The sequence below is a fragment of the Neisseria mucosa genome, from assembly GCF_013267835.1.
GTDB lineage: Bacteria > Pseudomonadota > Gammaproteobacteria > Burkholderiales > Neisseriaceae > Neisseria.
Window position 1 is genome coordinate 805,731 of sequence record NZ_CP053939.1, and the last position, 12,129, is coordinate 817,859.

Below are 12,129 nucleotides of genomic sequence, written 5' to 3' on the forward strand. Positions count from 1 at the left end.
AAACAGATACAAGAATAAATCGAGACTACCCTACCATGAAAACCCATTCCACCAATCCAAATTTGAGCGAACCGCGTTGGCTGCGCGTATTGCTGACCGCTACCGCCTTGGGCTTTCTGCTGCTGATGCTGGTCGTGCCTTTGGTTGCCGTATTCTATGAAGCCTTAAAAGGCGGTTGGGATTTGTACCTGCAATCTCTGACCGATCCCGAAGCTTGGTCTGCCATCAAATTGACGCTGATTACCGCGCTGATTGTCGTTCCCATCAATGCCGTATTGGGCGTGGCGATGGCGTGGCTGCTGACCCGTTTCGACTTCCGCGGCAAGCAGTTGCTGACCACCCTGCTCGATTTGCCGTTTTCCGTGTCGCCCGTGGTGGCCGGTTTGATGTTCGTCTTATTGTTCGGTGCACACACGGTGTTGGGCGGCTGGCTTGAAGCGCAAGGCATACAGATTATCTTCGCCATCCCCGGCATTATTTTGGCGACGCTGTTCGTTACTTTCCCCTTTGTCGCGCGCGAAATCATTCCTTTAATGCAGGCGCAGGGCGACAGCGAAGAACAGGCTGCCTTGATACTCGGCGCAAACGGCTGGCAGATGTTTTGGCGCGTTACCCTGCCCAACATCAAATGGGCGCTGCTCTACGGCATCATTCTTACCAACGCCCGCGCGATGGGCGAGTTTGGCGCGGTCAGCGTGGTATCGGGGCACATTCGCGGCGAAACCAACACCATCCCGCTTTTGGTCGAAATCTTCTACAACGAATACAACTTCACCGGCGCATTCGCCCTCTCCGGCGTATTGGCACTTTTAGCCTTGGCCACCTTGCTGGTGCAAAACATCATTACCAAATTACAAGATAAAAAACTCGCCGCCGCCGAAAGGAACGCAGCATGAGCATCACTATTCAAAACTTAAACAAACACTTCGGCAGTTTCCACGCGCTGAAAAACATCAACCTCAACGTCCCCACCGGCAAACTCGTTTCCCTGCTCGGCCCTTCCGGCTGCGGCAAAACCACGCTCCTGCGCATCATCGCCGGACTGGAAAACGCCGACGGCGGCGACATCCTCTTTGACGGCCAAGACGTCACCGCCAAGCATGTGCGCGAGCGCAAAGTCGGTTTCGTGTTCCAACACTACGCCCTCTTCCGCCACATGAACGTGTTTGACAACGTCGCCTTCGGTTTGACCGTATTGCCCAAGTCCGAACGCCCGTCCAAAGAACAAATCCGCACCAAAGTCGAAGAATTGCTCAAACTCGTGCAACTCTCGCATTTGGCAAAATCCTATCCGCACCAGCTCTCCGGCGGCCAACGCCAACGCATCGCCCTTGCCCGTGCCCTCGCCGTCGAACCGAAACTCCTGCTTTTGGACGAACCCTTCGGCGCGCTGGATGCCAAAGTGCGCAAAGAATTACGCACCTGGCTACGCGACATCCATCACAACCTAGGCGTAACCAGCATTCTGGTGACGCACGACCAAGAAGAAGCCCTCGAAGTTTCCGACGAAATCGTCGTCATGAACCACGGCCAAATCGAACAAACCGGCAGCGCCGAAGCCATTTACCGCAAACCCGAAAACGCCTTCGTTACCGAGTTCCTCGGCGAAACCGACGCATTTGAAGGACGCATCGAAAAAGGCATCTGGCACTACCACGGCTTCGAATGGAAATTGGATGCGCAATACAAATGGCAGGAACAAACCGCCATCGGCTATATCCGCCCGCACGAATGGCAGCTTGCCGCCGAAAACGAAACGCCGATGATTCGTGCCAAAATCGAAAAAATCCACGCCGTCGGCGCATTGACGCATATTCTGGTGAAGCACGACAAACAAGACGTGCATATCACGCTGGCTGGCAGCGATGCTGCGCGTTACCAAATCGCCGAAGGCAAAGAATTAAATCTGATTCCGAAACAGGTTTATGTCTTTTCTCAAAACGAGCTGATTGAATATTCGATTTGAGACCAAATCATAAGGCCGTCTGAAAATCTGCTTTCAGACGGCCTTTCAGCTTATTTAAACCTGCCAATCAATCGGCTCTAAACCATTTGCCTGCAAATAAGCGTTTGCCTGCGAAAAATGTTTGCAGCCGAAAAAGCCGCGATACGCCGACAAGGGCGAAGGATGTGGCGCGGTCAGCACCAAATGACGGTTGCGGTCGATAAACGCGCCTTTCTTCTGCGCATGGCTGCCCCACAACATAAAGACTAAATGCTCGCGCTCCTTATCCAATTGTCGGATGACTTCATCGGTAAACGCCTCCCAACCGAATGTCGCATGGGAATGCGCCACACCGGCACGGACAGTCAACACCGTGTTCAACAGCAATACGCCCTGTTCCGCCCAATGCTGCAAATAGCCGTGTTGCGGAATCTGAAATCCCTCAATATCCGTCGCCAGCTCTTTATAAATATTGACCAACGACGGCGGCACCGCAATTTCGGGTTGCACGGAAAACGCCAAACCATGCGCCTGACCCGCGCCGTGATACGGGTCTTGCCCCAAAATCACAACCTTTACACTTCCGAACTCTGTCGTCCGAAAGGCATTGAATACATCGCGCTCAGGCGGATAAACGGTTATCCCCGCCTGCCTTTCGTGGCGAACCTTCTCCAAAATCGTTTGAAAATACGCCTTTTCTTTTTCCGTACCAATCGCCTCGTGCCAAGTTTGCATTATTTGCCGCTCCGTTTTTGAATGGACTTATTATAAAGGATATGCCGCATAACGATATGGTTTGTTGCCGCCACCGTTGTTCTGATTGTCGAATTGTTTATCGGAACGGTTTATCTTTTGGTTGTCAGCGTAGCGCTGGCCGCCGCCGGCATCATGTACGGATTAAGCGGACACTTCTCTACCGCCGTTTTGACCGCCGCCATCATCAGCGCACTCAGTATCTGGCTGGTACACGGCCGTCTGAAAAACCGCTTGACTCCCCAAGCTCTCAACGATGATTTGGATATTGGGCAAAACGTCCGTATCCTACGCCACCTGCATGACAATATTTACGAAGTCGCCTACCGCGGTACACACTGGCAAGCACAAGCCGAACGGCCTCAAGATACTTTTCAGACGGCCTCAAGCGCAGTCATTACTGCCAAAAACGGTAATCTTCTGATTATCCGCACACTCTCCCAACCATCATCATAAGGAAACATTATGGAATTTCTGCTCAGCCTCCCCGTCCTCATCCTCATCGTTGTTGTTGTTTTTGGTTTCAAATCCTTTATCGTTGTACCGCAACAGGAAGTTTATGTAGTCGAACGATTAGGCCGTTTTCACAAAGCGCTGACTGCAGGCCTGAACATCCTTATCCCATTTATCGACCGTGTCGCCTATCGTCATTCGCTGAAAGAAGTTCCTTTGGATGTTCCCAGCCAAGTCTGTATTACCCGCGACAACACCCAGCTGACCGTGGACGGCATTATCTACTTCCAAGTTACCGATCCTAAACTCGCTTCATATGGTTCCAGCAACTACATCATGGCGATTACCCAGCTTGCACAGACAACTTTGCGCTCTGTCATCGGCCGTATGGAATTGGATAAAACCTTTGAAGAACGCGACGAAATCAACAGCATTGTTGTTGCTGCTTTGGACGAAGCGGCAGGCGCATGGGGCGTGAAAGTCTTGCGTTACGAAATCAAAGACTTGGTTCCTCCGCAAGAAATCCTCCGCTCAATGCAGGCACAAATTACCGCCGAACGTGAAAAACGCGCGCGCATTGCCGAATCCGAAGGCCGTAAAATCGAGCAGATCAACCTTGCCAGCGGTCAGCGCGAAGCAGAAATCCAACAATCCGAAGGTGAAGCGCAAGCCGCCATCAACGCATCAAACGGTGAAAAAATCGCCCGCATCAACCGCGCACAAGGTGAAGCCGAAGCCAACGCCGACGCCATCCGCAAAATCGCCGAGGCTGTCCGCTCCGAGGGCGGTGCTGAAGCCGTTAACCTGAAAGTTGCCGAGCAATACGTTGCCGCCTTCAGCAATTTGGCTAAAGAAAGCAACACGCTGATTATGCCTGCCAACGTTGCCGACATCGGCAGCTTGGTCTCCGCCGGTTTGAAAATCATCGACGGCAACAAGCCTAAAGCGTCATAATAGCATTCTGAATCAGGCCGTCTGAAAAACCAATACGGCTTTTCAGACGGCCTTTTTATATCGTTCAATTTTTATATGAATACACAAACCATAAAAACCTATCTTGTCGGCGGCGCCGTCCGCGACCATCTTTTAGGCCTGCCCGTCAAAGACCGCGACTGGGTGATCGTCGGTGCAGATGCGCAAACCATGTTGGCTCAAGGCTATCAACCTGTCGGCAAGGATTTTCCCGTCTTTCTCCATCCGGACAGCCACGAAGAATACGCCCTCGCCCGTACCGAGCGCAAAACCGCCAAAGGCTATGCCGGATTCAGCTTTCATGCCGATAAAGACGTTACGCTGGAACAAGACCTGATGCGCCGCGACCTGACCATCAATGCCATGGCTCAGGATTCAGACGGCACGATCATCGATCCCTTTGGCGGACAACAAGACTTAGCGGACGGCATCCTGCGCCACGTTTCGCCCGCCTTTGCCGAAGATCCCGTGCGTATTTTGCGTATCGCCCGTTTTGCCGCGCGTTATGGGTTTCAAATTGCCGATGAAACCATGTCGCTGATGCGGCAAATGGTAGAAAACGGCGAAGCGGATGCCTTGGTTGCCGAACGCGTCTGGCAGGAATTGGCCAAAGGCTTGATGGAGAAAAACCCGCGCAAAATGATTGAAGTTTTACGCGAATGCGGCGCACTCAAAGTCTTGCTGCCCGAGCTTGACGCCCTTTTCGGCGTACCGCAACGCGCCGACTATCATCCCGAAATCGACAGCGGTATCCATACACTGATGGTTGTACAACGGGCCGCCGAAATGAATCTGTCCCTCGCCGAACGCTATGCCGCCTTATTGCACGACTTGGGCAAGGCAAAAACACCGGCCGATATCCTGCCGAAACACTACGAACACGACATCAATGGTGTCGAACCCGTCCGCGAAGTCAATCAACGCCTGCGCGCGCCCAAACACTGCGCCGAGCTTGCCGAACTCGTCTGCCGCTGGCACATCATGTTCCACCAAGTCGGGCAGTTCAAAAGCAAAACCATTTTGAAGGTTTTGAAAAAAACCGACGCATTCCGCCGCCCAGAACGTTTTCAGACAGCCTTAAACGTCTGCATGGCCGACAAACAAGGCCGTCTGAACCTTGAAGCCACCCCCTATCCGCAACGCGAACACTGGCTGGCTTTACTTGAAGCTGCCAACCAAGTAAATGCAGGCAAAATCGCCGCCGAGTGCCGCGCACAAGGCAAGGCCCATTTAATTACCGAACACATCGATCATGCCCGCTTGGCGCAAATTACACCGCTGCAAAAAGCGTATCAGGCGGACAAATTAGGAGGCTATTGATGACATCTTCGCGTTATAAAATCAAACAAACACCAAGCAAAATTACCTTGTCAGCAAAAATTATTCGAAACCGCCTCAAACTTCTATTAACTTGTAGAGATCTTGTAATCTTACTATTGATATTGGCAAACATTCCAAATTTAAACTTTGAATCAGCATTTAATATCATACTCCTTATATTTTTGGGTCTGCTTTTTTGCCAAGGTATTTATGACTTACTGTGGCAACTTTTTGGACAAGAACATATTCATGTTCAAAATGGGATACTTTCACATCAATTCACGCTATTTGGATTGGGAAAATGTAGAAAATTTTCACTCGTAGAAATATCGCAATGGCAGCCACATGAGAACTATGCAAATACAGAAAACACTAAAATCACACTACATAATTATTTGAGCCAGAGAAGAAATAAATCCATCATCTCCAGCCCCTTACGAAAACCAAATAGCAAACAAGGTGCATGGTCATTTGTTTATCATGGGGAAACCATACACATCGGTGAATTTTTTTATAGCAAAGATTGCCAAGCAATTAACTCGAAATTAAACAGCTTAATGCCCAAAAAAGCCAAAACAGAGACACTTTTCAAACCAGAAAACGACCTTTAAAACAATCACCACAATATCCGCTATAATCTGCATCTTGACCATCTTATTTCAACAATAAAAATCATGACCATCCAGACCGATTTACTTCACAAAAAAATCAGCAATGAAGATTATCAACGCCTCATTGTCAAACACAGCGAATCTTTCAGCGACGGCGAAATCCGCCTATTGAATGAGATTTTGGAAAAATTTGAATTCGATGTCGTACAGGCGCAGGCATTGGCGCAAGCCGTGATGCAGCAGGTGCGCTTTGACCCCAACGCCTACCATATCGACAGCGACGACGAAGACACCACAGGCATCTGCCCCCACTGCATCAATCCGCCCATGCCGCCCCTGCGTGATTATCTGGTTTGGCGCGAAACACGCGGCTAAAAATTTTCCTAATCGATTTTGATAAATTACTAACCATTCGCTATCGAATAAGGCCGTCTGAACAGGTGTCATCGTTACATCTGTTCAGACGGCCTTTTGTAAATAAATGTTCACAATTAGGATAAATCAGTATAATCTGCGCCGTTTGAATTTTCTTCGGAGCTTTTATGAATCAGCTTAAAACGGCGATAGCCGGTGCGCAGATTTTGTTTGTCGCATTCGGTGCTATGGTGCTTGTGCCGCTTCTGACGGGACTGAACCCGGCTTTGGCATTATTGGGCGCAGGCTTGGGCACGTTGTTGTTCCAATTGGTTACCAAACGTAAAGTGCCGATTTTTCTCGGCTCTTCTTTTGCCTTTATTGCACCGATTATCTACTCCATTGGAGAATGGGGCTTGCCTTCTACCATGTTCGGTCTGTTTGCGGCAGGTTTCATGTACTTCGTCTTTGCCGCTCTGATCAGATGGCGCGGTCTGGATGCGGTACACAAGCTGTTGCCGCCCGTGGTTATCGGCCCCGTGATTATGGTAATCGGCTTGTCTGTGGCCGCTGCAGCCAGCAGCATGGCCATGGGTCAATCAGGCGGCAAGCAGGTCATCGACTATATCGACTCGCTGATTCTGTCCGGCTTTACCTTTGCGGTAACCGTCATTGTTTCTGTCTTCGGCAGCAAAATGATGAAGCTGATTCCGATTCTAATCGGCGTGGCTTCCGGCTATGTGTTGGCTTTAATCATGGGCTTGGTCGACACCGGCACCATCATCAACGCTCCTTGGTTTGCCGTCCCTCATTTTGAAACGCCTCAAGTCAACTGGCAGGCTGCCTTGTTTATGTTGCCTGTTGCCATCGCCCCGGCCATTGAACACATCGGCGGCATTATGGCCATCGGTAATGTAACCGGCAAAAACTATACCAAAGACCCGGGCTTGGACAAAACCCTCGCCGGCGACGGCCTGGGCGTATGCGTGGCCGGTTTGATCGGCGGCCCTCCTGTAACCACTTACGGCGAAGTAACCGGCGCGGTGATGATTACCAAAAACAGCAACCCCGTCATCATGACTTGGGCGGCAATTTTTGCGATTTGCATGGCGTTTTTCGGTAAATTTAACGCGTTTTTGGCTTCGATCCCCATGCCGGTTATGGGCGGCATTATGTTGCTGCTGTTCGGCACTATCGCCTCTTTGGGCATCAAAACATTGATTGATGCGAAAGTCGATTTGATGCAGCCGAAAGACCTGGTTATCGTCAGCTCCGTATTGACCACCGGTATCGGCGGCATGATTATCAAAGTAGGTACTTTGAGCTTCGCCGGTGTAGGTTTGTGCGCCGTATTGGCCATTATCCTGAACTGTGTTTTGCCCAATACAAAATCAGAAGAAGCATAAATAGTTTGCTCATAAACTCAAAGGCCGTCTGAAAATGAGATTTCAGACGGCCTTTTGATCATTACGCTTTATATAATGAAAAATGCCGGAGACTCAATCATCTCCGGCATTTTTGAATAAGGTGGCGAGCCGAACCCCCGGCACTGGCTCATCAGAGTGGGCTGCTGGCTTCCGCCCCTGACCCGGTGCTCCGAATTACCATGCGGGGAGACCCGCCGTAGAAGAAACGCATTATAGCGGTTTTACAGAAAAACTCAAGCGATAAAATCTGTCAGGCCGTCTGAAAACCATCTGCATGACAAGATTGTAAACAAAATTACCTAGTTGAAAATCATTCGCATTGAAATGTTTATCGTCTTTTGCATTGAAAAATATCGAAAATTACACTACATTAACACATCACGCCATTAAGAAGAAATCGTATTTTTCAGACGGCCTTTAATATAAAAACATTATACCTATCAACGGAACTCAACCATGACCACGACTACCGCCCCGCAGCGTATTCGGGAAATTCCCTACAACTATACTTCCTACACCGACCGCGAAATCGTCATCCGCCTGTTGGGCGATGAAGCGTGGCAGATTCTGCAGGACTTGCGCGGACAGCGCAGGACGGGGCGTTCGGCGCGGATGTTGTTTGAAGTGTTGGGCGATATTTGGGTGGTCGTGCGCAATCCGTATCTGGTCGATGATTTGCTGGAGCACCCGAAACGCCGTGCCGCGCTGGTGCGGGAAATGCGCCACCGTTTGAACGAAATCCGCAAACGCCGTGACGACAATCCGCAAGTCGATCTATTGGTTGCGGCGGCAGAAAAGGCGGTCGAACGTTTTGACGGCAGTTTTGACGAAACGCGCCAAAAGCGGCGGCAGATTTTAGAGCGTTTGAGCAAAATCACCAAGCCGCACAATATTATGTTTGACGGGCTGGCGCGGGTAACGCACGTTACCGATGCGACCGACTGGCGCGTCGAATATCCGTTTGTCGTCGTCAATCCCGACACAGAGGCGGAAATCGCGCCTTTAGTGCGCGCCTTAATCGAGCTGGATTTGGTCATTATCCCACGCGGCGGCGGCACGGGTTATACCGGCGGCGCCGTGCCTTTGGATGCAAACAGCGCGGTTATCAATACGGAAAAGCTGGACAAGCATCGCGGCGTGGAATTTGTCGAACTGGCGGGTTTAAACGGCAAACATCCGATTATCCATTGCGGCGCGGGCGTGGTAACGCGGCGGGTGGAAGAAACCGCGCATCAGGCGGGTTTGGTGTTCGCCGTCGATCCGACTTCCGCCGATGCGTCCTGCGTGGGCGGCAATGTGGCGATGAACGCGGGCGGCAAAAAAGCCGTGCTGTGGGGGACGGCGTTGGACAACCTCGCCTATTGGCAGATGGTCAACCCGCAGGGCGAATGGCTGCGCATCGAGCGCGTGCGCCACAATTTCGGCAAAATCCACGACGAAGAAACCGCAGTCTTTGACGTTCACACGTTAGATTCAGACGGCCTCAATATCGTTAAAACCGAACGCTTGGAAATCCCCGGCCACAAATTCCGCAAAGTCGGTTTGGGCAAAGACGTTACCGACAAATTCTTGAGCGGCCTGCCCGGCGTGCAAAAAGAAGGCACGGATGGCATCATCACCAGCGTTGCCTTCGTGTTGCACAAAATGCCGAAATACACGCGCACCGTGTGTATGGAGTTTTTCGGTACGGTCGCCACCGCCACGCCTTCTATCGTTGAAATCCGCGATTTCCTGCTCGCCCACGACAGCGTGCGGCTGGCAGGTTTGGAACATTTGGACTGGCGTTATGTCCGCGCCGTCGGCTACGCCACCAAAGCGGCAGGTAAAGGGCGGCCGAAAATGGTCTTACTGGCGGACGTGGTTTCAGACGACGAAGCCGCTGTGCAGGCAGCCGCCGAACACATCTGCGAACTTGCCCGCGCCCGTGACGGCGAAGGCTTTATCGCCGTGTCGCCCGAAGCGCGCAAAACCTTCTGGCTCGACCGCAGCCGTACCGCCGCCATCGCCAAGCACACCAACGCCTTTAAAATCAACGAAGACGTGGTGATTCCGCTGGAGAGGCTGGGCGAGTATTCGGACGGTATCGAACGCATCAACATCGAACTTTCCATCCAAAACAAACTCAAACTCTGTGCTGAATTAGAGCAATATCTGTCCGGCAAACTCCCCATCGACAAAATGGGCACGGACCTGCCGACCACCGAACTTTTAGGCGAACGCGGCAAACACGCCCTTGCCCACGTTTCCGCCGTCAAAGAACGTTGGGACTGGTTGCTCGCCCATCTGGACACGCCGCTTGCCGACTATAAAGCCCGCTACGGCGCAGCCGTCCATGCCGCGCCCGAAGCCAAAGACGACGAGAGCTGTTTCACCGCATTCCGCGATTTCCGCCTGCGCGTGTCCGTCAAAGAAGACGTAATGAAACCACTCGCCGAAATCTTCAGCGGCAAAACCGACACCAAAATCATCGAAGGTTTGGGCAAAATCCACGCCAAAACCGTGCGTGGCAGAGTCTTCGTCGCCCTGCACATGCACGCCGGCGACGGCAACGTCCACACCAACATCCCCGTCAATTCAGACGACGCCCAAATGCTTCAGACCGCCTACCGTTCGGTCGAACGCATCATGAAACTCGCCCGCTCGCTCGGCGGTGTGATTTCCGGCGAACACGGCATCGGCATCACCAAGCTCGAATTTCTGACCGATGAAGACTTGCAGCCGTTTTGGAACTACAAAAACCAAGTCGATCCCAAACACACCTTCAACCGTCACAAATTGATGAAAGGCTCAGACTTACGCAACGCCTACACGCCGTCGTTCGAACTGTTGGGTGCGGAATCGCTGATTATGGAAAAATCAGACCTCGGCACCATCGCCGATTCCATCAAAGACTGCCTGCGTTGCGGCAAATGCAAACCCGTCTGCTCCACCCACGTTCCGCGCGCCAACCTGCTGTACAGTCCGCGCAACAAAATCCTCGGCGTGGGGCTGTTGACCGAAGCCTTCTTATACGAAGAACAAACCCGCCGCGGCGTTTCCATCAAACACTTTGAAGAACTCACGGACATCGGCGACCACTGCACCGTGTGCCACCGCTGCGTCAAACCCTGCCCCGTCAACATCGACTTCGGCGACGTAACCGTAGCCATCCGCAACTACCTTGCCGATTCCGGCCACAAACGTTTCGCACCCGCCGCATCGATGGGCATGGCATTTCTGAACGCCACCGGCCCGAAAACCATCAAAGCCCTGCGCGCCGCCATGATACAGACCGGCTTCCCCGCGCAGAACTTCGCCTACAAAATCGGCAAACTCCTGCCCGTCGGCACCAAAAAACAAAAAGCCGAACCCAAAGCCACGGTTGGTACCGCCCCAATCAAAGAACAAATCATCCACTTCATCAACCGTCCTTTGCCCAAAAGCGTGCCCGCCAAAACACCGCGCTCCATGCTCGGCATCGAAGACGACAAAAGCATCCCCATCATCCGCAATCCGGCTTCTCCGGAAGATGCCGAAGCCGTGTTCTACTTCCCCGGCTGCGGCTCTGAGCGCCTGTTCAGCCAAATCGGACTCGCCGTCCAAGCCATGCTCTGGCACGTCGGCGTACAAACCGTCCTGCCGCCCGGCTATATGTGTTGCGGCTATCCGCAGGACGCAGGCGGCAACAAGGCAAAAGCCGAGCAAATGAGCACCAACAACCGCGTCGCCTTCCACCGTATGGCGAACACCCTCAACTACCTCGACATCAAAACCGTCGTCGTCAGTTGCGGTACCTGCTACGACCAGCTCGAAAAATACCGCTTCGAAGAAATCTTCCCCGGCTGCCGCATCATCGACATCCACGAATACCTGCTCGAAAAAGGCGTGAAACTGAACGGCGTGAAAGGTCAGCAATACCTCTACCACGACCCTTGCCATACCCCAATCAAAACCATGAACGCCACCCAAATGGCCAGCAGCCTGATGGGACAGAAAGTCGTCTTAAGCGACCGCTGCTGCGGCGAATCCGGCATGTTCGCCGTCAAACGCCCCGACATCGCCACACAAGTCAAATTCCGCAAACAGGAAGAAATCGAGAAAAACCTCAAAGAGCTGCCACAAGGCGAACCCGTCAAAATGCTCACCACCTGCCCCGCCTGCCTGCAAGGCCTGAGCCGCTACACCGACGACAACGACATGCCCGCCGACTACATCGTCATCGAAATGGCGAAACATATTCTCGGCGAAAACTGGCTGGACGAGTTCGTAAAAAAAGCCAACAACGGCGGCGTGGAGAAAGTGTTGCTCTAAGGAC

The 12,129-nt window shown here is 52.2% G+C and carries 10 protein-coding genes and 1 other RNA gene; 9 read left to right on the forward strand and 2 right to left on the reverse strand.

All coding sequences use genetic code 11. The annotated features are described in order from the left end of the window. Window positions 1-35 precede the first annotated feature (35 nt). Complete coding sequence (gene cysW, locus FOC66_RS03775; RefSeq protein WP_003746805.1) at window positions 36-896, forward strand: sulfate ABC transporter permease subunit CysW; 861 nt, start codon at window positions 36-38, stop codon at window positions 894-896. Further along, window positions 893-1,966 carry a sulfate/molybdate ABC transporter ATP-binding protein gene (locus tag FOC66_RS03780; RefSeq protein ID WP_003746808.1) on the forward strand — a complete coding sequence of 358 codons (1,074 nt, stop codon included), beginning with the start codon at window positions 893-895 and terminating at the stop codon, window positions 1,964-1,966. The genes cysW and FOC66_RS03780 overlap by 4 nt, the downstream gene beginning before the upstream one ends. A gap of 54 nt (window positions 1,967-2,020) precedes the next feature. On the opposite strand, the gene ung is transcribed toward FOC66_RS03780, so the two are convergent. Further along, complete coding sequence (ung, locus tag FOC66_RS03785; RefSeq protein ID WP_003746810.1) at window positions 2,021-2,680, reverse strand: uracil-DNA glycosylase; 660 nt, start codon at window positions 2,678-2,680, stop codon at window positions 2,021-2,023. 48 nt (window positions 2,681-2,728) lie between these two features. Here ung and FOC66_RS03790 point away from each other — a divergent pair, with 48 nt between their 5' ends. The 6 genes from FOC66_RS03790 (at window position 2,729) to FOC66_RS03815 (ending at window position 7,814) form a co-directional block, all read left to right on the forward strand. After that, on the forward strand, window positions 2,729-3,154 hold the full coding sequence (locus FOC66_RS03790) for an NfeD family protein (RefSeq protein WP_036493673.1): 426 nt from the start codon (window positions 2,729-2,731) through the stop codon (window positions 3,152-3,154). Between the two features lie 9 nt (window positions 3,155-3,163). Further along, the gene (locus FOC66_RS03795) at window positions 3,164-4,105 is read left to right on the forward strand and encodes an SPFH domain-containing protein (RefSeq protein WP_003746815.1); all 942 of its coding nucleotides are present in this window, start codon (window positions 3,164-3,166) and stop codon (window positions 4,103-4,105) included. A gap of 75 nt (window positions 4,106-4,180) precedes the next feature. After that, entirely contained in the window at window positions 4,181-5,443 is a 1,263-nt protein-coding gene (locus tag FOC66_RS03800; RefSeq protein WP_003746817.1) for a multifunctional CCA addition/repair protein, read from the forward strand. Continuing rightward, window positions 5,443-6,054: a hypothetical protein gene (locus FOC66_RS03805; RefSeq protein ID WP_003746820.1), complete on the forward strand. Its 612-nt coding sequence runs from the start codon at window positions 5,443-5,445 to the stop codon at window positions 6,052-6,054. The genes FOC66_RS03800 and FOC66_RS03805 overlap by 1 nt, the downstream gene beginning before the upstream one ends. Window positions 6,055-6,117: 63 nt before the next feature. Continuing rightward, entirely contained in the window at window positions 6,118-6,429 is a 312-nt protein-coding gene (locus FOC66_RS03810; protein WP_003746822.1) for a hypothetical protein, read from the forward strand. A 167-nt stretch (window positions 6,430-6,596) separates the two neighbouring features. Next, window positions 6,597-7,814: a uracil-xanthine permease family protein gene (locus FOC66_RS03815; RefSeq protein ID WP_003746824.1), complete on the forward strand. Its 1,218-nt coding sequence runs from the start codon at window positions 6,597-6,599 to the stop codon at window positions 7,812-7,814. 120 nt (window positions 7,815-7,934) lie between these two features. Here the strand turns inward: FOC66_RS03815 and ffs are convergent. After that, window positions 7,935-8,031: signal recognition particle sRNA small type (gene ffs, locus FOC66_RS03820), an RNA gene on the reverse strand. Window positions 8,032-8,291: 260 nt separating this feature from the next. Here ffs and FOC66_RS03825 point away from each other — a divergent pair. Further along, window positions 8,292-12,125, forward strand: coding sequence for a DUF3683 domain-containing protein (locus FOC66_RS03825; RefSeq protein WP_003746826.1), 3,834 nt, complete (start codon window positions 8,292-8,294; stop codon window positions 12,123-12,125). Window positions 12,126-12,129: the final 4 nt, after the last annotated feature.